18 protein-coding genes are annotated in these 26,730 nt (G+C 41.8%); 15 read left to right on the plus strand and 3 right to left on the minus strand.

Going from position 1 to position 26,730, the window contains the following annotated elements:
• Positions 1-57 precede the first annotated feature (57 nt).
• From prsA to alaS, 3 genes are all read left to right on the plus strand, one after another.
• Positions 58-1,002 (plus strand): peptidylprolyl isomerase PrsA, encoded by a 945-nt coding sequence (prsA, locus tag QM351_RS00995; protein ID WP_272106478.1) that lies wholly within the window; start codon positions 58-60, stop codon positions 1,000-1,002.
• Between the two features lie 253 nt (positions 1,003-1,255).
• Positions 1,256-1,741, plus strand: coding sequence for an LURP-one-related/scramblase family protein (locus tag QM351_RS01000; RefSeq protein ID WP_195422915.1), 486 nt, complete (start codon positions 1,256-1,258; stop codon positions 1,739-1,741).
• Positions 1,742-1,765: 24 nt separating this feature from the next.
• Positions 1,766-4,384, plus strand: coding sequence for an alanine--tRNA ligase (gene alaS / locus QM351_RS01005; RefSeq protein WP_049483478.1), 2,619 nt, complete (start codon positions 1,766-1,768; stop codon positions 4,382-4,384).
• Between the two features lie 373 nt (positions 4,385-4,757).
• Here the strand turns inward: alaS and nrdF are convergent, their stop codons facing one another.
• From nrdF to nrdH, 3 genes are all read right to left on the minus strand, one after another.
• On the minus strand, positions 4,758-5,717 hold the full coding sequence (gene nrdF, locus QM351_RS01010) for a class 1b ribonucleoside-diphosphate reductase subunit beta (RefSeq protein WP_037608336.1): 960 nt from the start codon (positions 5,715-5,717) through the stop codon (positions 4,758-4,760).
• A 113-nt stretch (positions 5,718-5,830) separates the two neighbouring features.
• Positions 5,831-7,990: a class 1b ribonucleoside-diphosphate reductase subunit alpha gene (gene nrdE / locus QM351_RS01015; protein ID WP_004219930.1), complete on the minus strand. Its 2,160-nt coding sequence runs from the start codon at positions 7,988-7,990 to the stop codon at positions 5,831-5,833.
• A 114-nt stretch (positions 7,991-8,104) separates the two neighbouring features.
• Positions 8,105-8,323 (minus strand): glutaredoxin-like protein NrdH, encoded by a 219-nt coding sequence (nrdH, locus tag QM351_RS01020; RefSeq protein ID WP_003006408.1) that lies wholly within the window; start codon positions 8,321-8,323, stop codon positions 8,105-8,107.
• A gap of 476 nt (positions 8,324-8,799) precedes the next feature.
• Here nrdH and QM351_RS01025 point away from each other — a divergent pair, with 476 nt between their 5' ends.
• From QM351_RS01025 to atpA, 12 genes are all read left to right on the plus strand, one after another.
• A complete protein-coding gene (locus tag QM351_RS01025; protein WP_003006411.1) occupies positions 8,800-9,063 on the plus strand; it encodes a phosphocarrier protein HPr in 264 nt (87 codons plus the stop codon).
• Positions 9,064-9,067: 4 nt separating this feature from the next.
• A complete protein-coding gene (ptsP, locus tag QM351_RS01030) occupies positions 9,068-10,801 on the plus strand; it encodes a phosphoenolpyruvate--protein phosphotransferase (RefSeq protein WP_049474827.1) in 1,734 nt (577 codons plus the stop codon).
• Between the two features lie 328 nt (positions 10,802-11,129).
• Positions 11,130-13,037 carry a 1,4-alpha-glucan branching protein GlgB gene (gene glgB / locus QM351_RS01035; RefSeq protein ID WP_049506438.1) on the plus strand — a complete coding sequence of 636 codons (1,908 nt, stop codon included), beginning with the start codon at positions 11,130-11,132 and terminating at the stop codon, positions 13,035-13,037.
• A gap of 50 nt (positions 13,038-13,087) precedes the next feature.
• Positions 13,088-14,230, plus strand: a complete 1,143-nt coding sequence (locus QM351_RS01040; RefSeq protein WP_003002477.1) for a glucose-1-phosphate adenylyltransferase — start codon at positions 13,088-13,090, stop codon at positions 14,228-14,230.
• Positions 14,220-15,356 (plus strand): glucose-1-phosphate adenylyltransferase subunit GlgD, encoded by a 1,137-nt coding sequence (glgD, locus tag QM351_RS01045; protein ID WP_003006422.1) that lies wholly within the window; start codon positions 14,220-14,222, stop codon positions 15,354-15,356. Before QM351_RS01040 ends, glgD begins: the two co-directional genes overlap by 11 nt.
• On the plus strand, positions 15,356-16,783 hold the full coding sequence (gene glgA / locus QM351_RS01050; RefSeq protein WP_195422919.1) for a glycogen synthase GlgA: 1,428 nt from the start codon (positions 15,356-15,358) through the stop codon (positions 16,781-16,783). The genes glgD and glgA overlap by 1 nt, the downstream gene beginning before the upstream one ends.
• 234 nt (positions 16,784-17,017) lie before the next feature.
• On the plus strand, positions 17,018-22,972 hold the full coding sequence (locus tag QM351_RS01055; RefSeq protein ID WP_414326184.1) for a ZmpA/ZmpB/ZmpC family metallo-endopeptidase: 5,955 nt from the start codon (positions 17,018-17,020) through the stop codon (positions 22,970-22,972).
• 228 nt (positions 22,973-23,200) lie between these two features.
• Positions 23,201-23,401 (plus strand): F0F1 ATP synthase subunit C, encoded by a 201-nt coding sequence (locus tag QM351_RS01060; protein WP_003011669.1) that lies wholly within the window; start codon positions 23,201-23,203, stop codon positions 23,399-23,401.
• Between the two features lie 33 nt (positions 23,402-23,434).
• A complete protein-coding gene (gene atpB, locus QM351_RS01065; RefSeq protein ID WP_003011581.1) occupies positions 23,435-24,148 on the plus strand; it encodes a F0F1 ATP synthase subunit A in 714 nt (237 codons plus the stop codon).
• Between the two features lie 19 nt (positions 24,149-24,167).
• Positions 24,168-24,662 (plus strand): F0F1 ATP synthase subunit B, encoded by a 495-nt coding sequence (gene atpF / locus QM351_RS01070; protein ID WP_195326910.1) that lies wholly within the window; start codon positions 24,168-24,170, stop codon positions 24,660-24,662.
• The gene (locus QM351_RS01075; RefSeq protein ID WP_024055549.1) at positions 24,662-25,198 is read left to right on the plus strand and encodes a F0F1 ATP synthase subunit delta; all 537 of its coding nucleotides are present in this window, start codon (positions 24,662-24,664) and stop codon (positions 25,196-25,198) included. The genes atpF and QM351_RS01075 overlap by 1 nt, the downstream gene beginning before the upstream one ends.
• A gap of 15 nt (positions 25,199-25,213) precedes the next feature.
• Entirely contained in the window at positions 25,214-26,719 is a 1,506-nt protein-coding gene (gene atpA, locus QM351_RS01080) for a F0F1 ATP synthase subunit alpha (protein ID WP_003006447.1), read from the plus strand.
• Positions 26,720-26,730: the final 11 nt, after the last annotated feature.

The following is a 26,730-nucleotide window of genomic DNA, read 5'->3' on the forward strand; positions in this document are numbered from 1 at the left end:
TCTCTCTAATTTGTGGTAAAATAGAAGAAGTTTAAAAAGGAACGGAGAATAATTTTCATGAAGAAAAAACTTGTAGCAGGTGCTGTGACCTTGCTATCAGTCGTAACACTAGCAGCGTGTGCCAATGGCACAAACAAAGATATCGTGACCATGAAAGGGGACACGATTACAGTTTCTGATTTCTATAATGAAATCAAAAACAACCAAGGTGCTCAACAAGTTCTTTTCCAAATGACCATCAATAAAGTCTTTGAAAAAGAATATGGATCAAAAGTTTCTGATAAAGAAGTCGATAAAGAATTGGCTAAACAAAAGAAACAATTAGGTAACCAATTCGATGCATACTTGGCGCAACAAGGCTTGACGGAAGAAACAGCGAAGAAACAAATCCGTAGCAATATGTTGTTGGAATATGCAGTCAACCAAGCGGCTAAGAAAGATATCAAAGAGTCTGACTACAAGGCAGCTTTTGAATCTTACACACCAGAAGTAACAGCACAAATTATCAAGTTAGATTCAGAAGATAAAGCAAAAGAAGTGTTGGAAGCTGCTAAAGCGGAAGGTGCAGACTTTGCCCAAATCGCCAAAGACAATTCAACAGATACTGCTACAAAAGATAAAGGTGGCGAAGTTAAGTTCGATTCAGGAACATCAGGTATCCCATCTCAAGTCAAAGAAGCTGCCTTTAAATTGGATGAAAACGGCATTTCAGATGTGATCACAGTTTCAGCAGGTCAAAACTATTCTGCTAGCTACTATATTGTCAAATTGAATAAGAAGACAGAAAAAGGTTCTGACTGGAAGAAATACGAAAAACGTTTGAAAGAGATCATTGTTGACGGTCGTAAGCAAGATACTAACTACATCCGTAGCATTATTGCAAAAGCGATGACCAATGCCAATATCAAGGTCAAAGATGATGCCTTCAAATCAACCTTCAACCAATATTTGCAAAATATCGGTGTTCAAACGAGCGATAGCAAATCATCATCTAAAAAATAGTTGACGGTTCCTTTTGGAACTTGTATAATGAAATAGTTGAGAATAAATCATTGTTACTCGGAATCAGAGAAGTGGCGGGGGTGTGAGCCATGGAAGAGAAATGATTTTGCTACTCGGCTGAGACAATTGCATATAAAATGAAGAATGACAAGTTCATTGAATGAAGGTGGTACCGCGGTTTTTCGCCCTTCGTTTAGTGGCTTGTCTTTTGTTTGTGGGCAGTTGTCTGGAGCTTTTTAAAGGAGATCAAAAGATGCGAACCTATCAAGTGAAACAAAAATTTCGATTGGGTGGCGAGCGGTTCGATATCAAAGATGAGTTGGGAAATGTTGAGTACCAGGTTGAGGGATCTTTTCTTAAGATTCCCAAGACTTTTACCATCTACGATAAGAATGGACAAGAAGTGAGCCATATCACCAAAAAAACAATCAGCTTTCTTCCCGAATTTGTGGTTGAGTTGAAGGATGGGGACCGCTTTTTTATCCATAAAAAACTGACGCTCTTTAGAGACAAATACGATATCGAAGATTTGGGACTGCGGGTACAGGGAAATATCTGGGACCTAGAATTCAAATTGTTTGATGATCGGGATCAAATCGTCGCTGAGATTAGCAAGGAACTCTTTCATCTAACCTCTACCTACCAAGTATCGGTGTATGAGGATGAATACGCTGATTTAGTCATCTCACTTTGTGTCGCCATCGATTATGTCGAAATGTTAGAAGCTGGCGCAAATTAAGCTTAAAAAAATTAGGAGAAAAATATGAAACAATTATCTAGTGCACAAGTCCGTCAAATGTGGCTTGATTTCTGGGCAAGCAAAGGCCACTCTGTAGAACCATCTGTTAGCTTGGTTCCAGTAAACGACCCAACGCTTTTGTGGATCAACTCAGGGGTTGCCACTCTTAAAAAATACTTCGATGGAACCATCAAACCTGAAAATCCACGGATTACCAATGCGCAAAAAGCCATCCGTACCAACGATATCGAAAACGTAGGGAAAACTGCCCGTCACCATACCATGTTTGAAATGTTGGGGAACTTCTCTATCGGAGATTACTTCCGTGATGAAGCCATTACCTGGGCTTATGAGCTTTTGACAAGTCCGGAATGGTTTGATTTCCCTAAAGACAAACTTTACATGACCTATTACCCTGATGACAAGGATTCATACAACCGTTGGATCGCTGTTGGGGTAGATCCAAGTCACTTGATCCCAATCGAAGACAACTTCTGGGAAATCGGTGCAGGGCCTTCTGGACCAGATACAGAAATCTTCTTTGACCGTGGAGAAGCCTTTGACCCTGAAAATATCGGTCTTCGTCTGCTTGCAGAAGATATCGAAAACGACCGTTACATCGAAATCTGGAACATTGTCTTGTCACAATTTAACGCAGACCCTGCTGTTCCTCGTAGCGAATACAAGGAATTGCCACACAAGAACATTGATACGGGCGCTGGTTTGGAACGTTTGGTAGCCGTTATCCAAGGAGCGAAGACCAACTTTGAAACAGACCTCTTCATGCCAATCATCCGTGAAGTGGAAAAGATGTCTGGTAAGACCTATGATCCAGATGGCGATAACATGAGCTTCAAGGTGATTGCTGACCACATCCGTTCGCTTTCATTTGCGATTGGTGATGGGGCTCTTCCAGGTAATGAAGGACGCGGTTACGTTCTTCGTCGTCTCCTCCGTCGTGCTTCCATGCATGGGCAAAAATTGGGGATCGAAGGAACCTTCTTGTATAAATTGGTTCCAACCGTTGGGAAGATCATGGAAAGCTACTACCCAGAAGTACTTGAAAAACAAGACTTCATCGAAAAAATCATCAAGAGTGAAGAAGAATCATTTGCTCGTACCTTGAACTCTGGTCAACACTTTGCCCAAACCATCGTTGAAGACTTGAAAGCTAAAGGTCAAACAGTGATTGCTGGTCAAGATGTCTTTAAACTTTATGATACATACGGATTCCCAGTAGAATTGACAGAAGAAATCGCTGAAGAAGCTGGAATGACGGTCGATCGTGACGGTTTTGAAGCGGCTATGAAGGAACAACAAGAACGTGCGCGTGCATCTGCTGTCAAAGGTGGATCTATGGGGATGCAAAATGAAACCCTTCAAAACATTACAGTTGAAAGTAGCTTCAACTACAATGCCAGCCAATTGCCTTCTAAGTTGGTGGCTATCGTAGCAGATAATGCTGAAGTAGAAGCTGTATCAGAAGGGACTGCATCACTGATCTTTGCAGAAACTCCATTCTACGCTGAAATGGGTGGACAAGTTGCGGACCATGGTCAAATCTTGGATGCTACAGGAAATGTCGTAGCTACTGTAACAGATGTACAAAAGGCACCAAATGGACAACCACTTCATACTGTTGAAGTTCTTGCTCCTCTTGCCTTGAACCAAGAATACACCTTGGCGATCGATACCAATCGTCGTCATCGTGTCATGAAGAACCACACTGCAACTCACTTGCTCCATGCCGCTCTTCACAATATCCTTGGTAACCACGCAACCCAAGCAGGATCTCTCAACGAAGTAGAATTCCTTCGCTTTGACTTTACCCACTTCCAAGCCGTAACTCCTGAAGAATTGCGCGCTATTGAACAACAAGTCAATGAAAAGATTTGGGAAGCGATCGCAGTCGAAACGATTGAAACAGATATCGATACTGCTAAAGAAATGGGAGCCATGGCCCTCTTTGGTGAAAAATACGGTAAAGAAGTCCGTGTTGTCACTATCGGTGATTACTCAGTAGAGCTTTGTGGTGGTACTCACGTAGGTAACACTTCTGAAATTGGACTCTTCAAGATTGTCAAAGAAGAAGGGATCGGATCAGGAACTCGTCGTATCTTGGCAGTGACTGGTAAGGAAGCCTTCGAAGCTTATCGTGAACAAGAAGATGCACTGAAAGCAGTCGCAGCAACCTTGAAAGCACCTCAACTCAAAGAAGTCCCTCACAAGGTTGAAGGTCTTCAAGAACAACTCCGTCAATTGCAAAAAGAAAATGCAGAATTGAAGGAAAAAGCAGCAGCAGCGGCAGCAGGCGATGTCTTCAAGAATGTTCAAGAAGCAAACGGACACCGTTATATTGCCAGCCAAGTTTCTGTATCAGATGCAGGTGCCCTTCGTACCTTTGCGGATAACTGGAAACAAAAAGATTACTCTGATGTGCTTGTTCTTGTCGCAGCCATCGGTGACAAGGTCAATGTCCTTGTTGCCAGCAAGACAAAAGAAGTGCATGCAGGCAATGTGATCAAAGAATTGGCTCCAATCGTCGATGGACGTGGTGGTGGTAAACCAGACATGGCCATGGCAGGAGGAAGCAACCAAGCGAAGATCCAAGAATTGTTGGATGCCGTAGCAGGTAAATTGTAATAATAGGAGAGGTTGGATGTTTGTTCAACCTCTTTTTTCAAAAAAGAAGCAGATCCAATTAGAAAAAGATTGCAACAAAAAAACCTTTCCGTCTGGAAAGGTTTCAGATTGAAGATAAAGTCTTCTAAAAAACTTTTCTTAGGTGAGTACGGACGTCAGCGAACTTCAAAGAAGTTCCATGACTTAGTTTTGGACCTAAGGTTCCAAAACTCCCGAGTGCTAGAAACATGATTGTTTCTAGCACTTTTCTCACGGCGGAAAGTTTTTAATCTTCAAAAAATAAAAGTCATTTTTTGAAAATCATCTATCTGTTTTATGTAAAACAATAGGTTGTCTATATTTAAAAACCTTTCCATCTGGAAAGGTTTTTGTCTTATAGGCCGTAGTTGTAATCGTCATCCTGCATAGCTTCTACTTCACCGAGAAGGTAACCATTTCCGACTTGAGAGAAGAAGTCGTGATTAGAAGTACCGGTTGAGATTCCGTTCATGACGATTGGGTTAACGTCATCTGCTGAGTCTGGGAAGAGCGGATCTTGTCCCAAGTTCATGAGGGCTTTATTAGCGTTGTAGCGAAGGAAGGTCTTGACTTCCTCAGTCCAGCCAACACCATCATAGAGGCTCTCTGTGTAGCCTTCTTCATTCTCATAGAGGGTGTAGAGAAGATCATACATCCATTCTTTGAGTTTCTCTTGTTCGTCTTCTGGTAATTCGTTAAATCCAAGTTGGAACTTGTAGCCGATATAGGTTCCGTGAACTGATTCGTCCCGAATGATCAACTTGATGATCTCAGCTACGTTGGCTAATTTGTTGTTTCCAAGATAGTAGAGAGGTGTGAAGAAACCAGAGTAGAAGAGGAAGGTTTCAAGGAAAACGCTGGCGACTTTCTTTTCAAGAGGGGTCCCATTGAGATAGATTTCGTTGATGATTTCTGCCTTCTTTTGAAGGAAAGGATTGGTGTTGGTCCATTCGAAAATCTCTTCGATTTCTGACTTAGTATTCAAAGTAGAAAAGATAGAAGAGTATGACTTAGCATGGACAGATTCCATAAATTGGATGTTGTTAAAGACAGCTTCTTCATGGGGAGTACGAATATCCGCACGAAGAGCCTGAACACCTGTTTCAGATTGCATGGTATCTAGAAGGGTTAATCCCCCAAAGACTTTACCAACTAGGTCTTTTTCTTTATTAGATAACTTTCTCCAGTCATCCAAGTCGTTTGACAAAGGGATACGTGTATCCAACCAGAATTGCTCTGTCAGTTTTTCCCAGGTCGATTTATCGATGACATCTTCGATCGCATTCCAGTTAATGGCTTTGTAGTATGTTTCCATTTGCATCACTTTCTTTTTCTATTCATTCAATCGTTACTATTCTACCATAAATTGATAGAATACCGCACAAAAAGTCGGCGAACCGACTTTTGATAGCTATCTAGGATAGCGGATTAGATGACACAGCTTTCACATTGGTTGGCGCCAACTTCTCCACCATCATCTGTAAAGGTACGGACGTAGTAGATAGACTTGATACCCTTGTTAAAGGCGTAGTTCCGAAGGATAGACAAGTCACGAGTGGTTTGTTTGTTTTCAGTTTTCCATTCGTAAAGACCCTTTGGAATATCGCTGCGCATAAAGAGAGTCAGTGAAAGACCTTGGTCTACGTGTTCAGTTGCGGCAGCATAGACATCGATGACTTTTCGCATATCCATGTCGTAGGCAGAAGTGTAGTAAGGAATCGTTTCTGTTGACAATCCTGCTGCAGGGTAGTAGATCTTACCGATTTTTTTCTCTTGGCGTTCTTCAATCCGTTGTGTAATTGGGTGGATAGAAGCAGATACGTCATTGATGTAGCTGATAGATCCATTTGGTGCAACAGCCAAGCGGTTTTGGTGGTAAAGACCATCTGCTTGAACTTTAGCACGCAGTTCTGCCCAATCCTCTGCGCTTGGGATAAAGATATCTTTAAAGAGTTCTTTGACGCGATCAGATTTTGGTACAAATTCTCCAGTCGTGTACTTATCAAAGTAAGTACCGTTGGCATAGTCTGATTTTTCGAAGTTGTGGAAGGTAACACCCCGTTCACGCGCAATGTTATTTGATTCGACGAGAGTCCAGTAGTTCATAAGCATGAAGTAGATACTTGTGAACTCAATAGACTCAGGTGATCCGTATTCAATCAATTGTTGCGCAAGGTAGCTGTGAAGTCCCATGGCTCCAAGACCAAAGGTATGCGCCAATTTATTTCCGTGGTCAATGGTTGGAACGGCCACGATATGGGAGCTATCTGTAACGAAGGTTAAAGCACGAACCATGGCACGAATCGAACGTCCAAAATCAGGTGAAGTCATCATGTTAACTACGTTAGTTGAACCAAGGTTACATGAGACGTCTGTTCCCATTTGGACAAATTCTTGGGCATCGTTGATCAAGCTTGGTTCTTGAACCTGGAGGATCTCTGAACACAAGTTACTCATGATGATTTTTCCATCAACAGGGTTTGCCCGGTTAGCAGTATCGATGTTGACTACATATGGATAGCCAGATTCTTGTTGCAATTTAGAAATTTCAGTTTCCAAATCACGTGCCTTAATTTTTGTCTTGCGGATGTTTGGATTAGCAACCAATTCATCGTATTTTTCAGTGATGTCGATGTAGTTGAATGGTACTCCGTATTCACGCTCTACAGAGTAAGGGCTGAAGAGGTACATTTCTTCATTCTTACGAGCCAACTCGTAGAACTTATCTGGCACGACGACCCCAAGTGAGAGAGTCTTCACCCGAACTTTTTCATCGGCATTTTCCTTCTTAGTAGAAAGGAAGGCGATGATGTCTGGGTGGAAGACGTTGAGGTAAACCACACCAGCCCCTTGGCGTTGTCCCAATTGGTTAGAGTAAGAGAAGCTATCTTCAAAGAGTTTCATAACAGGTACGACCCCAGAAGCGGCTCCTTCATACCCTTTGATTGGTGCTCCAGCTTCACGAAGGTTGCTGAGAGAAATCCCAACCCCACCACCGATACGAGACAGTTGAAGGGCAGAGTTGATGGAACGTCCGATCGCATTCATATCATCGGTTACTTGGATCAAGAAACATGATACCAATTCCCCACGGCGGGCACGTCCAGCGTTTAAGAAAGAAGGAGTAGCTGGTTGGTAGCGTTGGTGGATAATTTCGTTTGCGATGTCTCGCGCGATAGCTTCATTTCCATCAGCAAAATAGAGAGCATTGAAAAAGACACGGTCTTCCATGCTTTCAAGATAGTATTCTCCATCATTTGTTTTCAAAGCGTATTGGTTATAGAATTTGTAGGCCGCCATGAAGGACTTGAATTGGAAGTTTTGATCTTTGATAAATTGGGCCAATTCCTCTAAAAATTCAGGACGGTATTTCTCGATAAAAGCTCTCTCAATGTAATTGTGCTCGAGAAGGTACTGAATCTTGTCTGTAATCGAGTCAAAGGCTTTAGTATTTGGTACAACATTTTCTTTAAAGAACGCATCCAAAGCTTCTTTATCCTTATGAAGCATGATTTGGCCGTTTACTGGACGGTTGATTTCATTGTTAAGACGAAAATACGTCACATCTTCAAGAGATTTTAATCCCATAATAATCCTTTTCTAGTTCAAAAAAATGAAGAGGAGAAGTCCTCTCTTTCCAAGTAAAAAGTCTAGTGTTAGGTTGCTAACGCTAGACCCTATTTAAGCAAAATACTGTGTTAATTAAGAAAGTTTCTTCAACTTAGCTGGTTGAAAACCAGAAAATACTTCATCCGGTGTTTGAATAACTGGAGCAGCATTGAAGCCAAGGTTCTTAACATGCTCTACAAATTCTGGCTGTTCATCTAAGTTAATTTCGCGGTATTCCACATGATTGCTATCGAGGAATCGCTTGGTCATTTTGCATTGAACACAATTATTTTTTGAATAAATGGTTACCATTTCTTTTTCGTTCTCCTATCGAAATATAAATCTGTAAACAGTATAAACAAAATCCAGCAACTTGTCAACAAAATAAAACTAAATATTGTGCAAAGATATGAAATGGGGTTTTTAAAACACAATATATTGTGGTGAACGGAAATTGAGAAATTCCAAGAAATGGGATAGGAATAGGCTTTAAAGCATCTTTAATTAGTTATAATTTTTTTGTGAATCAATATCCTGTGGTACACTTGCTTCTTTTTATTTGAAAGCGGAGGAAAATGTTACTTATAATATAGTAGAAAATTGAAAAGATTTGTTCTCCATTCTTCAGGTACTTCTTAGAATGTATCTAAATTGGGATTTTTCGCAGTCTTTTTCTGTAAGTCAGTGATAAAAATCTTGAAAAAAATTTCAAAAGATGATATAATACCAAATTGTAAGGGTTATCAAAAGGTAACTCAAAAACTATTTTTTAAAAGGAGAGTCCAATTATGGCTTCTAAAGATTTCCACATCGTGGCAGAAACAGGTATCCACGCACGTCCAGCAACTTTGTTGGTTCAAACTGCTAGCAAATTTGCATCAGACATCACTCTTGAATACAAAGGTAAATCAGTTAACTTGAAATCAATCATGGGTGTTATGAGCCTTGGTGTTGGTCAAGGTGCTGACGTTGTAATTTCTGCTGAAGGTGCTGACGCTGATGATGCAATCGCAGCTATTTCAGAAACAATGACTAAAGAAGGATTGGCTTAAAAATATGACAAAAATGCTAAAAGGAATTGCAGCATCTGACGGTGTTGCCGTTGCTAAGGCATATTTGCTCATTCAACCAGACTTATCATTTGAGACTGTTTCAGTCGAAGATACAAGTGCAGAAGAAGCTCGTTTGGATGCAGCTCTTGAAGCTTCACAAAACGAGCTTTCTCTTATTCGGGAGAATGCAGTAGCAAGCCTTGGTGAAGAAGCAGCGCAAGTTTTTGATGCGCATATGATGGTTCTCGCTGACCCTGAAATGATTGGTCAGATCAAAGAAACGATTCGTACGAAAAAAATCAATGCAGAGGCTGGCTTGAAAGAAGTCACTGACATGTTCATTGCAATCTTTGAAGGAATGGAAGACAATCCTTACATGCAAGAACGTGCAGCAGACATTCGCGACGTTACCAAACGTGTCCTTGCCAACTTGCTTGGTAAGAAATTGCCAAACCCTGCTTCTATCAATGAAGAAGCAATCGTGGTAGCGCATGACTTGACACCATCTGATACAGCTCAGTTGAACAAAAAGTACGTAAAAGCCTTTGTTACTAACATCGGTGGACGTACCAGTCACTCAGCTATCATGGCGCGTACACTTGAAATCGCAGCTGTTTTGGGTACAAATAACATTACAGAACTTGTCAAAGATGGTGATGTTTTGGCTGTTTCAGGGATCACTGGTGAAGTGGTGATCAACCCTACTGAAGAACAAATCGCAGCCTTCAAAGCAGCTGGTGAAGCTTATGCCAAACAAAAAGCTGAATGGGCTCTCCTTAAAGATGCTCAAACAGTGACTGCTGATGGAAAACACTTCGAGTTGGCTGCCAACATCGGTACCCCTAAAGACGTTGAAGGTGTAAACGATAATGGTGCAGAGGCAGTTGGTCTCTATCGTACAGAATTCTTGTACATGGATTCTCAAGACTTCCCAACAGAAGATGACCAATACGAAGCCTACAAAGCTGTTCTTGAAGGTATGAACGGTAAACCTGTTGTCGTTCGTACAATGGATATTGGTGGGGATAAAGAACTTCCTTACTTCGATCTTCCTAAAGAAATGAACCCATTCTTGGGTTACCGTGCTTTGCGTATTTCTATCTCTGAAACTGGTAATCAAATGTTCCGTACACAATTGCGTGCCTTGCTTCGGGCATCTGTCCACGGTAAATTGCGGATCATGTTCCCAATGGTTGCTTTGTTGACTGAGTTCCGTACAGCTAAAGGTATTCTTGAAGAAGAAAAAGCGAAATTGCTTGCTGAAGGTGTTGCTGTGGCAGATGATATCCAAGTAGGGATCATGATTGAAATCCCAGCTGCTGCGATGCTTGCGGACCAATTTGCTAAGGAAGTTGATTTCTTCTCAATTGGTACAAACGACTTGATCCAATACACAATGGCTGCTGACCGTATGAACGAACAAGTTTCATACCTTTACCAACCATATAACCCATCTATCCTTCGTTTGATCAACAACGTGATCAAGGCGGCTCACGCTGAAGGCAAATGGGCTGGTATGTGTGGTGAAATGGCCGGTGACCAAACTGCTGTTCCACTTCTTGTCGGAATGGGCTTGGATGAGTTCTCTATGTCAGCTACATCTGTCCTTCGTACACGTAGCTTGATGAAGAAACTCGACACAGCTAAAATGCAAGAATACGCTAACCGTGCTCTTACTGAATGTTCAACAATGGAAGAAGTTCTTGAACTTTCAAAAGAATACGTGAACGTAGACTAAGAATTCAACAAGACTAAGACAAATCTGTCTTAGTCTTTTTTTACATTGTTCATAAAAATGTTCATTTTATTCGTAATAAACTAGTTAGTAATAAAAATAGTGATTTAAATGTTCGGTTTTTGTTTGATTTTCCTCGTATATATAGTATAATCGTAAGTAAGATAAGGAGGATGACCAAGGAAGGATCGAAAAGGTTCGGGAAAGAAAATGGAAAAACTTTTCCTGATAATTTTACATGATTTTACAGGAATCAACTTGAAAATTAAGTGATTTTATAGTAGAATAATACCAAATAGAAAACGCTTTCAAAAAGCAAAGAGGTGAGTATATGGATAGAAGCACAGACTTATGGACATTTGGAAGAGGGGATAATTTCCATCTTCAAGAGTACTTAGGAGCTCACAAGGAAACAAGGGGAGAACAAGAAGGCTTTACCTTCCGTGTTTGGGCTCCCAATGCTCAGGCGGTGGATCTGATTGGTGATTTCACTGATTGGGAAGCTCGTAAAATTCCAATGGTTCGTAATGAAGGAGGCGTCTGGGAAGTCTTCTGTTCCGATGCAAAAGAGGGAGATATATACAAGTATTTGGTGACTCGACAAAATGGTCATCAGGTGCAAAAAATCGATCCTCTAGCATTATGGATGGAAAAGAGACCCAATACAGGATCTATTATTAAGACCATTCCAGAGAAAAACTGGAAAGATGGTCTCTGGAGAGCACGCCGCAAAAAACTTGGTTTTAAGGAACGACCTGTTAATATTTATGAGGTTCACGCAGGATCGTGGAAACGTAATGAGGATCACAGTTCCTATACCTTCAAACAACTAAAAGAAGAATTGATTCCATATTTGGTGGAGATGAACTACACCCACGTGGAATTTATGCCAGTGATGGCCCATCCATTGGGCTTGAGTTGGGGCTATCAGCTCATGGGATATTTTGCACTCGAGCAGACTTATGGTAGCCCAGAAGAGTTTCAAGACTTCGTGGAAGAATGCCACCTCAACAATATCGGAGTGATCGTGGATTGGGTACCAGGACATTTCATTATCAATGATGATGCCTTGGCTTATTATGATGGAACACCAACCTTTGAATACCAGGATGAACATCGTGCGCATAACTACGGATGGGGAGCCTTGAACTTCGATTTAGGGAAGAATCAAGTCCAGTCATTCTTGATTTCTAGTTTGAAGTTTTGGATTGATACCTATCATTTAGATGGGATTCGGGTCGATGCTGTGAGCAATATGCTCTATCTTGACTACGATAGTGGTCCATGGACACCAAATATTGATGGTGGAAACCTCAACTACGAAGGCGTTCATTTCCTTAGACGTTTGAATGCGATTATCAAGAACGAACACCCAGATGTCATGATGATTGCAGAAGAAAGTTCTGCTGGTCAAAAGATCACGGGTCCTGAAGAAGAAGGTGGACTTGGCTTTGACTATAAATGGAATATGGGGTGGATGAATGATATCCTTCGATTCTACGAAGAAGATCCCATCTACCGGAAATTTGACTTTAACCTGGTAACCTTTAGTTTCATGTATGCATTTTCTGAAAACTTCTTACTACCATTTTCACATGATGAAGTGGTGCATGGTAAGAAGAGTTTGATGCATAAGATGTGGGGAGATCGTTACAATCAATTTGCTGGACTCCGTAACCTCTTGACCTATCAGATTTGCCATCCAGGTAAGAAATTACTCTTTATGGGTTCAGAATTTGGTCAATTTTTGGAATGGAAGTCAGAAGAGCAATTGGAATGGGGCAATCTAGAGGATGAAATGAATGCTAAGATGCGTCGTTTCACTTCTCAGCTCAATCATTTCTACAAAGAACACAAGGAATTGTGGGAGATTGATGATAGCTTTGATGGCTTAGAGATTATTGATGCAGATAACCGGGATCAGAGCGTCTTGTCTATGATCCGGAAAAATCGTAAGGGTGATCTTTTGGTGTGCGTCTTTAATATGGCACCAGTAGAACGCAAGGACTTTACGATTGGTGTGCCTATATCAGCGGTCTATGAAGAAATTTGGAATACAGAATTAGAAGAATGGGGAGGTGTCTGGAAAGAGCACAATCCGACAGTTCAGTCTCAAGATGGACTGTGGAAGGATTATGAACAAACTTTGACCTTTACTTTGCCGGCTTTAGGAGCTAGCATTTGGAAGGTGAAACGGAAGGTTCGCAAAACGAAATCTAAAACATCAGATAAAAAATGATGATCGGTTGACTCTAAGGGAGTCCAAGCTTTAAAAAGAGGAAGTAGTCAATGAAGAATGAAATGCTCGCTTTAATTCTTGCCGGTGGGCAAGGAACACGTCTTGGAAAATTAACCAAAAACATCGCGAAACCTGCGGTTCAATTTGGTGGGCGCTATCGGATTATCGATTTTGCTCTCTCAAACTGTGCCAACTCAGGAATTCACAATGTTGGTGTGATTACACAGTATCAACCACTTGCCCTTAACAGCCATATTGGGAATGGTTCCAGCTGGGGTTTAGATGGAATCAATACGGGTGTGTCTATTCTCCAACCTTATTCAGCTAGTGAAGGAAATCGTTGGTTTGAAGGAACTAGCCATGCTATTCTTCAAAACATCGACTATATCGATAGCATCAATCCGGAATATGTCTTGATTCTATCTGGGGACCACATTTACAAGATGGATTACGATGACATGCTTCAAGCGCACAAGGATAATAACGCAAGTTTGACCGTTGCAGTCCTAGATGTACCTTTGAAGGAAGCAAGCCGTTTTGGAATCATGAATACAGATGCCAATAATCGGATTGTCGAATTTGAAGAAAAACCAGCTGAACCAAAATCAACTAAGGCTTCAATGGGGATTTACATCTTTGACTGGGCTCGTCTGCGCAATATGTTGGTTGCTGCTGAAAAGAGTGATATCGATATGTCAGACTTCGGTAAAAATGTCATTCCAACGTATCTAGAATCAGGCGAAAGTGTTTATGCTTATGAATTCAATGGTTATTGGAAAGACGTTGGTACGATTGAGTCTCTTTGGGAAGCCAATATGGAATATATCGATCCAAATAATGCCTTGGATAGTCGCGATCGTCACTGGAAAATCTATTCACGCAACCTTATTTCACCACCAAACTTCTTTGGAGAACATGGTCACATCGAAGATTCTCTTGTCGTCGACGGTTGTTCGGTAGACGGTACAGTCAAACACTCCATCTTATCAACAGAAGCTCAAGTTCGTGAAGGAGCAGTTGTTGAAGATGCTGTCGTGATGAGCAATGCCATTATCGGTAAAGGAGCTGTCGTGAAACGCGCGATTATCGGAGAAGGTGCAATCATTGCAGAAGGTGTCGTGATTGATGGAACAGAGGAAGTACAAGTTGTCGGTTACAATGAAAAAGTGGGGGTAGCAACAGATGAAGATTGATAAATATTCAGCCATTTTAGGAAATACAGTTGGGTATCATGATATGTCCACTTTGACCAGCCATCGTCCGGTAGCCTCCCTACCGTTTGATGGGAAATACCGCTTGATTGACTTCCCGTTGTCTAGTCTTGCGAATGCTGGTATTCGTAGTGTTTTTGGGATTTTCCAACAAGAAAATATTAGTTCGGTCTTTGACCATATTCGTTCAGGTCGTGAGTGGGGCTTGTCTACTTTATTGAGCCACTATTACCTCGGAATCTATAATACTCCAGTTGAAAATACAACGGTAGGGCCAGAATACTACCAACAATTATTGACCTATTTGAAACGGTCTGGTTCCAACCAAACAGTTGCTTTAAACTGTGATGTTTTGATGAATATTGACCTCAATCAAGTTTTCCACTTGCATAATAGCGTTGACCGTCCGATTACAGTTGTTTACAAAAAGTTGCATCTTCAAAATATCTCTGAAGTCAATGCTGTCTTGAAAATTGATGAAACAGACCATGTTACAGAGCAAAGACTTTTTGATGGCAAGGATCCTGACGAAGTCTACAACATGTCAACAGATGTCTTTATTGTGGACACTCCTTGGTTGATTGAAAAAATTGAAGAAGAAGCCAAGAAAGAATACCCACAAAAATTGCGCTATATCTTGCGTGATTTGGCAGTGGAATACAATGCTTTTGCCTTTGAATATACAGGCTACCTTGCCAATATTCATTCAGTGGAATCCTACTACCATGCAAACTTGGATATGTTGGAAAACCAAAAATTCATGAAGCTCTTTTCACCAAATCAAAAAGTGTATACGAAAGTGAAGAATGAAGAACCAACGTATTATTCCAAGACTTCACATATTAAATCGTCTCAATTTGCTTCGGGTAGTATTGTAGAAGGAACCGTTGAACGATCCGTTGTTTCACGTCGGGTACACCTTCATCAAGGTTCAGAGGTCCGCAGTAGTCTTCTCTTCCCTGGTGTTGTGATTCATGAAAATGCAATCGTCGAACATGCCATCCTGGATAAGGGTGTCGAAGTGGCTGCTGGTGTGACGATTCGTGGGACAGAAGAAGCACCTGTCGTGGTTAAAAAAGGAACGATTGTTACAGAGGATATTGTCTAATGAAACTATTATTTGTTGCAGCTGAAGGAGCACCGTTTTCTAAAACAGGTGGTTTGGGAGACGTTATTGGCGCTCTTCCTAAATCCTTAGCGAAAAGTGGTCATGATGTGCGCGTGATCCTCCCTTACTATGATATGGTAGAGGCTAAGTTTGGAGATCAAATTGAAGATATCTTGCATTTTGAGACCAAGGTTGGCTGGAGAAGTCAATATGTTGGTGTGAAACGCATTGTGCGCGATGGCGTCACCTTTTACTTTATTGATAACCAACACTATTTCTTTAGAGGACATGTGTATGGTGACTTCGATGATGGCGAACGCTTTGCCTTCTTCCAGCTCGCGGCCTTAGAAACGATGGAACGAGTTGACTTCGTTCCAGATGTTCTTCATGCCCATGATTACCATACGGCGATGATTCCTTTCTTGCTGAAGGAAAAATACCGTTGGATTCAAGCTTATCATGGAATTAAAACAGTATTGACCATCCATAATTTGGAATTCCAAGGTCAGTTCGACCCAGGAATGTTGTGGGACCTATTCGGAGTTGGATTTGAACGCTATGCAGATGGAACGCTTCGGTGGAATGATTGCCTGAACTGGATGAAAGCTGGTATTCTATATGCTGACCGTGTAACAACCGTTTCTCCTAGCTATGCGCATGAGATTATGACTGCTGAATATGGTTGTGGCTTGGATCAGATCCTTCGAATGGAGTCTGGCAAGGTGACCGGAATTGTTAACGGGATTGATGCGGATCTGTATAATCCTGAAACGGATCCACTCTTGACGTATCACTTCAGTCTCTCAGATCTTTCAGGTAAAGCAGCTAGCAAACGAGCTCTTCAAGAACGTGTTGGTCTACCTGTTCGCGATGATGTTCCTTTGTTTGGGATCGTCTCTCGTTTGACACGTCAAAAAGGTTTTGATGTGGTGGTAGAAGAGTTGCATCAACTTTTGCAAAAGGATATTCAGATTGTCTTGCTCGGTACAGGAGATCCTGGATTTGAAAATGCCTTTGCTTGGTTTGGTCAAGCCTACCCAGATAAACTTTCAGCGAATATCACATTTGATGTCCAATTGGCTCAAGAAATCTATGCAGCGTCGGATGTCTTCTTGATGCCAAGTCGCTTTGAACCGTGTGGCCTTTCTCAAATGATGGCCATGCGTTATGGAACCCTTCCTTTGGTGCATGAAGTCGGCGGACTTCGTGATACCGTTCAACCGTTTAATGCTGTTGATGGAAGTGGAACAGGCTTTAGCTTCAATAATTTGTCTGGCTATTGGTTCAACTGGGCAGTTGATGAAGCCTTGGCTGTCTACTACAATGACAAACAGGCTTGGTATGGTCTCCAAGAGCAAGCTATGACGCGTGACTTCTCATGGGATACGGCTAGTCAACGATACAATGATTTGTACCAATCTTTATAAATAGATCTATGATACAAACGCCTTTCGAGGCGTTTTTTTGTGTTGCTTTCTTCCTATAAAGAAAACGGTTTATATTTTTGAGTTTTAGAGCTTGCTAAAATAGAAGAAAAAAGATAAGATAGGTAAAGGTAAAAAATCCCGGGAAGGTTCTTATTTCTGGAAAGGATCCCAGCCTCTCTAAAAATAATCAGGTCCCTGCTCGAGGATTAAATATTACTATATAGGAATTTTAGGATGAAAAAAGCGAAACAAACGTTTGAAAAAATGACCAAATATTCGATTCGAAAATTATCTGTCGGTGTTGGTCCGGTAGCCATTGGAGCCTTTTTATTAGGAGGAAGCTTGTTAGGAGCTCGTCCTGTCCAAGCTGATCAGATGACTCTACCTGCTCATGTGCACTTAGGATATGTGACAGAAGAAGAGCTGACTGCTGAAGAAAAAGCACAGGTGATTCATGCAATCCCTGAAGCATATCAAAATGAAGATACTTTCTATCTCGTCTATAAGAAGAAGGAAGTAACTCAGTCGGTTCTTCCTCAAACAGGAAGTCAGGAAGTTGCCCTCTTTGGCCTAAGTTTAGCTACAGCTTCCTTTGCGGTCCTCTTACTTTCTAAAAAGCACCGGAAGAAGGTCATGGGCGTCCTTTTGATTGGAGCCATGGGACAAAGTCTTCTACTTCCAGTTGAAGTCGCAGCCCTACAAAATCAAGTTTTGCGCGCCTATAATCAGGATCTTGCGATCGCATCGAGCAAAGATCTTGCAAATGGCGTGATTCAAATTGACGGCTATGACTATATTGGTTATTTGCGCTACCCGTCAGTCCAAAAGACGAGCTTACAAGAGCCAAAGGCTATGCAGGAAACGAAACCTTCTGTAGAAGGAACGATCAAAACAAGTACAGGGATTCCACAAGTGGAACCACAAGCGCGTGTGACGCCAGAAGTCGCTCCAGCCTTTCCTCAAGTTGAAAAACCAAGCCTGGAAGTCTCTACTGAGCCTGTGCCATTTGAAACCGTCAAGCAAGCTGATCCTACATTAGCCAAAGGGCAAACCAAGGTGCTGACTGCTGGCCAAAATGGGGAGCGGACCCTATTGACAGAAGTGAGTGTGGTAGATGGACAAGAAGTTCGCAGAGTCGTTGAAAGCAAGGTCACCAAAGAACCAGTTTCACAAATTCTTGCTGTCGGGACAAAAGAAGATGCCCAACCAACCCCTCAACCCAATCCTTCTCCAGTTGTAACGGCTAAGGGGACACAAGAAGAAGGCCATGTTGGCGAAGCCCCTGTTCAACCAGAGAACCCAGCCTATACAGGTGTGGTGGAAGCCAAAGGGACACAAGAAGAAGGCCATGTTGGCGAAGCCCCTATTCAACCGGAGAACTCAACCTATACAGGTGTGGTGGAAGCCAAGGGGACACAAGAAGAAGGCCATGTTGGCGAAGCCCCTGTTCAACCGGAGAACCCAACCTATACAGGTGTGGTGGAAGCCAAAGGGACACAAGAGGAAGGCCATGTTGGTGAAGCTCCTGTACAGCCAGAGAATCCAGCCTATACAGGAGTAGTGGAAGCCAAGGGAACACAGGAAGAAGGCCATGTTGGTGAAGCTCCAATTCAGCCTGAGAACCCAGTTTACCAAATAACGGAAGGAACAGTTACAGAAACAGAAACGGTGCTCCTTCCATATACAACCGAGTATGTAGCGGATGCCAATCGTTATACCGATGAAGAAAGCCTTCTTCAGAAAGGAGAGACCGGTAGCCAGGAAATTCGCCGTGTTTATAAGACGGTCAATGGTGAGAAGATTGGTGAGCCTCTCAGTACGACAACTGAAACGGTAAAAGCTCCTGTGACAGAAAAAATTAGTCGTGGGACTAAGGCGATTGAAGGCCAAACAGAGGATGTTTCGTTTGAAGAAATTCCATTTAAGACGGTAACCGAACAAGATGCCACCTTGCTAAAAGGGACCGAAAGGGTTTCTCAAGTCGGTAAAAATGGGAAGAAAAAAATCACCAAGGTCTATAAGACCATTAAAGGTGTCAAAACAACGGATGCTCCTACAATTTCTGAAGAAGTAGTAGAACAAGCCCAAGATCAGATCATTCAACAAGGGACCAAAGAACTTGATAAGCCTACCTTAACTTTGACCCAGGTCGATAAGGAAGAATTGAAGCGCAGTGCTAAAGCTACTTATCATTTGGATAAACCAGACGGTGTGACCATCAAGTCCATCCAGGCTGTATTGAAGAAGGGTGATCAAGTGGTGAAAACTTTTGCCCTTTCTGAGACAGATTTGGCAGCTGCCTTAGCGGACTTGGACTACTACAAAGATTATACGCTGGCAACGACCATGGTCTATGACCGTGGAAATGGGGATGAAGAAGAAGTTCTCAAGGAAGAACCACTAAGGCTTGACCTTAAAAAAGTTGAAGTCAAAAACATCAAGGAAACTAGTCTGATTAGCGTGGATGACCAAGGCCTTGAGACTGATCGTAGCCTCTTGTCAGAAACGCCTTCAGATGTGAAACCTTATTACTTAAAGGTTACCACCCATGATAATAAGGTCACAAAACTGGCCGTTGATAAAATCGAAGAAGTGACGGTAGATGGAGCGACCTTATACAAAGTAACAGCCAAAGCTCCAGATCTGATCCAACGGACTGCGGACAATCTGTTCAGTGAGGACTATGTCCACTACATTGCAAAACCTAAAGCTCATGAAGGAGACGTCTACTACAATTTCAACGAACTTGTAAAAGCTATGCAAGCCAATCCGACTGGTATCTTTAAGCTTGGTAGCAGTATGAATGCAAGTAATGTGCAACCAGCTGGCAAGTCTTATGTGACCAATGCCTTCAAGGGAATATTGGAAAGTACAGATGGAAATAATTTTGCTATCCATAACATTACAAGACCGTTATTTGGCAACATCGAGGGTGGTACTGTTAAGAATCTCTTGCTTGAAAATGTTAACATTGATATGCCTGGATTTGATCGAGTAGCACCAATCGCAGGTGTCATCAAAAATAATGCGACTGTCGAAAATGTTAAAGTAACAGGAAGCGTTGTTGGAAACAACGATGTAGCAGGGATCATCAATAAAATTGATGGCAGTGGGAAGGTCAGTAATGTTGCCTTTATCGGGAAACTACACGTTGCTGGCAATAAAGGTGGCTATCTAGCGGGTGTTGTTGGCGAGAACTGGAAAGGTATTGTAGAAAAGGCTTACGTTGATGCTGAAATGACTGGGAACAAAGCCAAAGCTGCAGGTTTAGTTTATTCTTCTCAAAATGGTGGGAATAACAATACGCTAGGTAGAGAAGGAGTTCTTAAAAACTCCGTTGCTAAAGGTTCGATTGAACTGAAAGAAGCGGTCCAATCGGGTGGCTTACTCGGGACTAACTGGGCCTTGGGGGCTATTGAAGATAACATCACCATGATGAAAGTCAAAACTGGTGAAATGGTCTTCGGACACTCGGATATTGACGCGGATGATTACTTTACCTATTCAAGAACCAAGCGCAACTACAGTGTAGAGGGCGTGAGTGAAGGGAAGAAAACCTATAACAACTCTCGTAAAATCCCTAGCATTTCCCTTGCAGAAGCTGAGCAGAAAATTGAAGCAATGGGGATTACTGCTGATAAATTTGAAAGCACGAAACCTGTTGAAGATACGCTTAATAACCTTGTTAACAAAGACGATCAATACAATTCAATCACTGCTTATGATGCGACTCGTGAGCTAGCTTACCGCAATATTGCTAAACTGCAACCATTCTACAACAAAGAGTGGATTGTGGATCAAGGAAATAAATTGGCTGCGACTAGTCCTCTCTTGACCAAGGAAGTCTTGTCTGTGACGGCCATGAAGGGCAATGATTTTGTAACAGAATTGGCTGATGCTGATCACATCCTGATCCATTATGCGGATAAGACAAAAGATATCTTTAGCATTACACCGAAAGACTCTAAGGTCAAACAAGTCAAAGAGTACAGTGTAGCGGAGCTCGGTGAAGTGGTTTACACGCCGAATATGGTGGACAAAGACCGGAGTGATCTCATTCATGCGATCGTTGATAAATTAAATCCCGTCGAATTACAATCTGACCCAATCTACACTCATCTTGGTAGAACAGGACCTAACAAAGTCAATGCCATTAAGAACCTTTACCTCGAAGAAAGCTTCCAAGAAGTCAAAGACAATCTGACTCACTTTGTGAAACAACTGGTTGAAAACCAAGACCATCAATTGAACACGGATGAGACTGCCAAACGGGCGCTTATCAAGAAAATTGAGGATAACAAGGCAGCGGTTCTCCTGGGTCTCTCTTATCTCAACCGTTATTACGGAGTGAAGTTTGATGATGTCCATCTCAAACAGCTCATGTTGTTCAAGCCAGACTTCTATGGTAAGAATGTTGATGTCTTAGACCGCTTGATTGAAATCGGTTCAAAAGAAGACTATATCAAAGGAACTCGTACCCATGATGCCTTCCGTGAAGTCGTGGCTAAATCGACTCTTTCTGGAAATCTTAATGACTTCCTGAAGTACAACATGGAGCTCTTTACAAGTGACACAGACTTGAATGATTGGTTTATCAAAGCAACCAAAGACAATGTCTATATTGTGGAGCCTGAGACGACCAATCCAGCATTCGCGTCTGCTAAACACAGAGCCTATGAGGGCTTAAACAATGATGTTCACGGTAAAATGATCTTGCCACTCTTGAACTTAAAAGATGCTCATATGTTCTTGATTTCAACCTACAATACCATGGCCTATAGTTCCTTCGAGAAATATGGCAAGAACACGGAAGCGGAACGAACGGCCTTCAAAGAGGAAATTGACAAGGTAGCGAAAGGCCAACAGAATTACCTAGATTTCTGGTCACGTCTAGCAACGGATAAGGTTCGCAATCAGCTCCTGAAGAGCAACAATATGGTGCCGACCCCTGTTCTCGATAACCAAAACTATAAAGGCATTAGCACAGATCGTTATGGACATACAGATAGTGGCAAAGATGTGGCTCCAATCCGTGAATTGTACGGGCCTACCGATCGTTACCATGCGACAGATTGGCGCATGGGGGCTGTAGCTCGAATTTACGGAAATCCATATAAAGACGACTCTGTCTTCTTCATGGTGACCGATATGATTAGTGACTTTGGGGTTTCTGCCTTTACCCACGAAACGACGCATGTCAATGACCGTATGGTTTACTTAGGTGGTTGGAGACACCGCGAAGGAACAGATATTGAAGCCTTTGCCCAAGGAATGCTCCAAACACCATCTGTATCTAATCCAAATGGGGAATACAAAGCCTTAGGTCTCAACATGGCCTATGAACGTCCTAACGATGGCAACCAATGGTACAATACCAATCCAAACAATCTTCAATCACGTGATGAGATTGATCGCTACATGAAAGGTTATAACGATACGCTCATGCTTCTGGATTACCTAGAAGGGGAAGCTGTATTGGACAAACATAGTAAGGACTTAAACAATGCTTGGTTCAAGAAGGTTGATAAACAATACCGAGGAGCGAACACCAAGAATCAATTCGATAAGGTTCGGGCTTTGAGTGATGAGGAAAAAGCGATCACCTTACATTCAGTAGATGATCTCATCACCAACAACTTCATGACCAATCGTAGTCCTGGAAATGGAGTCTATAATCCATCTGACTTTGGCTCAGCCTATGTGACGGTACCGATGATGACAGGTATCTATGGTGGGAACACCAGTGAAGGGGCTCCTGGAGCCATGTCCTTCAAACACAATACCTTCAGACTCTGGGGTTACTATGGCTATGAAAAAGGATTCCTGGGTTATGCTTCAAACAAGTATAAACAAGAGTCCAAACAAGCTGGACGTGCCACTCTAGGAGATGACTTCGTCATTCAGAAGATTTCTGATGGAAGATTCAGTACCCTTGAAGACTGGAAGAAAGCTTACTTCAATGAAGTGGTGACCAGTGCCAAAAATGGAATTCAGGCTATTGACATCGATGGGAAGACCTACAATAGCTATGAAGGCTTGAAACGTGCATTTGCTGAAGCAGTGGATAAAGATAAGGTTACTCTAAGTAACGGTTCTGTCAAATTTGACAATACGGTTGCACTGAAAGAAAAAATCTTTAAGAAATTGCTGCAACAAACAGACAGTTTCAAAACGTCTATCTTTAAATAATCGAATTCTCTCATCTGCTGAGCAGGTGAGAGTTTTTTAGAAGAAAAAATGAATAGAGGTGGACAAAGCGTCTAAAAATTAAAAGAAATCAATCGTAGATAGGAAAAATTATCATATTAAAAAAATAACGTAATTTCACTAAAACGCTTACTTTTATAGGAAATATTTGACTATTATATCTTTTAGGAGTAAACTAAGGTAGTAAAATTTATAAAAGGAGAATTCATCATGAATTTAACATTTTTAGGTCTTTGTTTAGCCTGTTTTGGTGTGTCACTTGCGGAAGGTTTGATGATGAGCAACCTGTTCAAATCTGCATCTCGCCAACCAGAAATTATCGGTCAATTACGTAGTCTTTTGATCCTTGGTGTTGCCTTTGTCGAAGGTACTTTCTTCGTAACCTTGGTTATGGCCTTTATTATCAAATAGACGCTTCTATTTTAGAAAAGGAGGTGTCAAACCTTGGAAGAAAGTATCAATCCAACGATTACTCTTGGACCTGTATCTTTTAATTTGACCCTACTTGCTATGACCCTGATTTCTGTTTTCGCCGTTTTTGGCTTCATTTATTGGGCCAGTCGAAAAATGTCGATCCGACCAAAAGGCAAACAAAATGTGCTGGAATATGCATATGATTTTGTCGTAGGCTTCACAAAAGGAAATATTGGTGAACATTACATGAAGGATTACTCCTTGTTCTTGTTTGTTCTTTTCCTCTTTCTTTTAGTTGCCAATAACATTGGATTGATGGCAAAACTAGAAACAACCAACGGTTACAATTTGTGGACTTCACCGACTGCTAACCTCGGTTATGACTTTGCCTTCTCATTTTTGATCACCTTGATCGCCCATGTAGAAGGGATTCGTCGTCGTGGTGTGAAGGAATATTTGAAGGCCTTTGTAACACCAGGGTTTATGACACCCATGAATATTTTGGAAGAATTCACGAATTTTGCCTCCTTGGCCCTTCGGATCTTCGGGAATATCTTTGCCGGTGAAGTATTAGCAAGCTTGCTCGTGAGTCTATCACATCAAGCTTTCTATTGGTATCCAGTTGCCTTTATTGGAAGCATGGCATGGACTGCATTTTCAATTTTCATTTCATGTATCCAAGCCTATGTATTTACCATGTTGTCATCTCTCTACATTGGTAAGAAAATTAATGGCGAAGAGTAAGTAGAGGAGGAGTAAAAGAATGCATGTATCAATGAGTGAAATTATTGGTAACTTTATTCTCATTGCTGGTTCCTTCCTATTATTAATCTTTTTAGTAAAGAAATTTGCTTGGAACAATATCAATGATATTTTAGAGGCGCGTGCCAAAAAAATTACAGATGATATTGATGGAGCAGAATCAGCTCGTCAAAAAGCTGAGGAACTAGCAAGTAAACGTGAAGAAGAGTTGGCAGGTAGCCGCAAAGAAGCTGCGTCTATCGTCGAAAATGCAAAGGAAACTGCAGAAAAGAACAAATCTCAGATCCTTTCTGAAGCCACTCAAGAAGCAGTACGTTTGAAAGAAAAAGCGCAACAAGAAATTGCGCATAACAAAGAAGAAGCATTGAACAGTATCAAAGGCGATGTGGCAGATCTCACTGTCAATCTTGCCAGCAAATTGTTGAGCCAAGAGCTGGATGCTGAAGGTCAACGCCAACTGATCGATCGCTATCTTGATGAATTAGGAGAAGCCTAATGGACAAAAAGCAACTGATGGTGATTGAGAAATATACCCAGCCTTTTGTTCAATTGGTCTTTGAAAAAGGAGAACAAGATCTAGTCTTTGAAAAATTGACCCAAATCAAGGGGATTTTTGAGGAGACTGGACTTGCTAACTTCTTAGCTCATATCGGTGTAGAGGATGAAGAGAAAGCAAAAAGTCTCAGACTTTTTCAACCCTCTGATTCACAATTACTCGACCATTTGATTGAAGTGGTTATTCTCAATCATCGTGAAGCCTTATTTTATGACATTGTAACGATTTGTTTGGATCAGATTCAACTGTTGAGCAACGCATTTGTCGTCACTGTTACGACGGTTGCTGGTTTGGATCCTGTTCAAGAGCAAAAGCTAATCCCCATTATCGAAAGAAAATTTGGGATTCAAGTTCGCTCGATCCAACAAAAGATCGATCCAGATTTAATTGGTGGCTTTGTCGTGACAGCCAATCATAAAACGTTGGATACCAGTCTCAAACACCAATTGCAAGTTATAAAATCTAAATTGAAATAGAAAGTGGTGTGAATTTTGGCGATTAACGCACAAGAAATCAGCGCTTTAATTAAGCAACAAATTGAAAATTTCAAGCCAAACTTTGACGTCACTGAGACAGGTGTTGTAACCTACATTGGTGACGGGATTGCCCGTGCTCATGGTCTTGAAAATGCCATGAGTGGTGAGTTGTTGATCTTTGAAAATGGCTCATACGGGATGGCCCAAAACTTAGAAACAACGGATGTCGGGATCATCATCTTGGGTGATTTTACAGATATTCGTGAAGGAGACTCAGTCCGTCGTACAGGTAAAATCATGGAAGTCCCTGCAGGGGATGCCTTGATTGGTCGGGTTGTCAACCCACTTGGCCAACCAGTTGATGGCTTGGGTGAGATTGTAACAGATAAATTCCGTCCAGTTGAAACACCAGCTCCTGGTGTTATGCAACGGAAATCTGTCTCAGAACCCCTACAAACTGGTTTGAAAGCCATTGATGCCCTTGTTCCAATCGGACGTGGTCAACGGGAATTGATCATCGGGGACCGTCAAACAGGGAAAACTTCGATTGCCATCGATACGATCTTGAACCAAAAGGGTCAAGACATGATCTGTATCTATGTGGCGATTGGTCAAAAAGAATCAACAGTTCGTACGCAAGTAGAAACTCTTCGTAAATACGGAGCCATGGATTATACGATTGTGGTAACCGCTTCGGCTTCTCAACCGTCTCCATTGCTTTACTTGGCACCTTATGCCGGGGTTGCTATGGCAGAAGAGTTCATGTATAACGGTAAACATGTTTTGATCGTCTATGATGATTTGTCAAAACAAGCCGTAGCCTACCGTGAATTGTCCCTTCTTCTTCGTCGTCCACCAGGACGTGAAGCCTTCCCAGGGGATGTCTTCTATCTCCACAGCCGTTTGTTGGAACGTTCAGCTAAAGTTTCAGATGAATTGGGTGGGGGCTCTATTACTGCCCTTCCAATTATTGAAACCCAAGCAGGAGATATCTCTGCTTATATCGCAACCAACGTGATTTCGATCACAGACGGACAAATCTTCTTGCAAGATAGTTTGTTCAATGCTGGTATTCGTCCAGCCATTGATGCAGGTTCTTCTGTATCCCGTGTAGGGGGAGCTGCCCAAATCAAGGCTATGAAGAAGGTTGCTGGTACCCTTCGTATCGACCTTGCTTCATACCGTGAATTGGAAGCCTTCACGAAATTTGGTAGTGACTTGGATGCTGCGACTCAAGCGAAATTGAACCGTGGTCGCCGAACAGTTGAAGTCTTGAAACAACCTGTTCATGAACCATTGACAGTTGAAAAACAAGTCGTGATCTTGTATGCCTTGACTCATGGTTTCTTAGATAGTGTTCCAGTAGACGATATTCTTCGTTTCCAAGAAGAGTTGTTTGATTACTTTGAAGCACATTATAACCAAATCTTTGAGACGATTCGTTCGACACATGATCTTCCAGCAGAAGAAGAACTGGATGCAGCCCTTACAGAATTTGTCAACCAGTCAAATTTCAAATAGAAATAGGAGTG

The sequence above is a fragment of the Streptococcus parasanguinis genome, from assembly GCF_047465465.1.
GTDB classification, from domain to species: Bacteria; Bacillota; Bacilli; order Lactobacillales; family Streptococcaceae; genus Streptococcus; species Streptococcus parasanguinis_AI.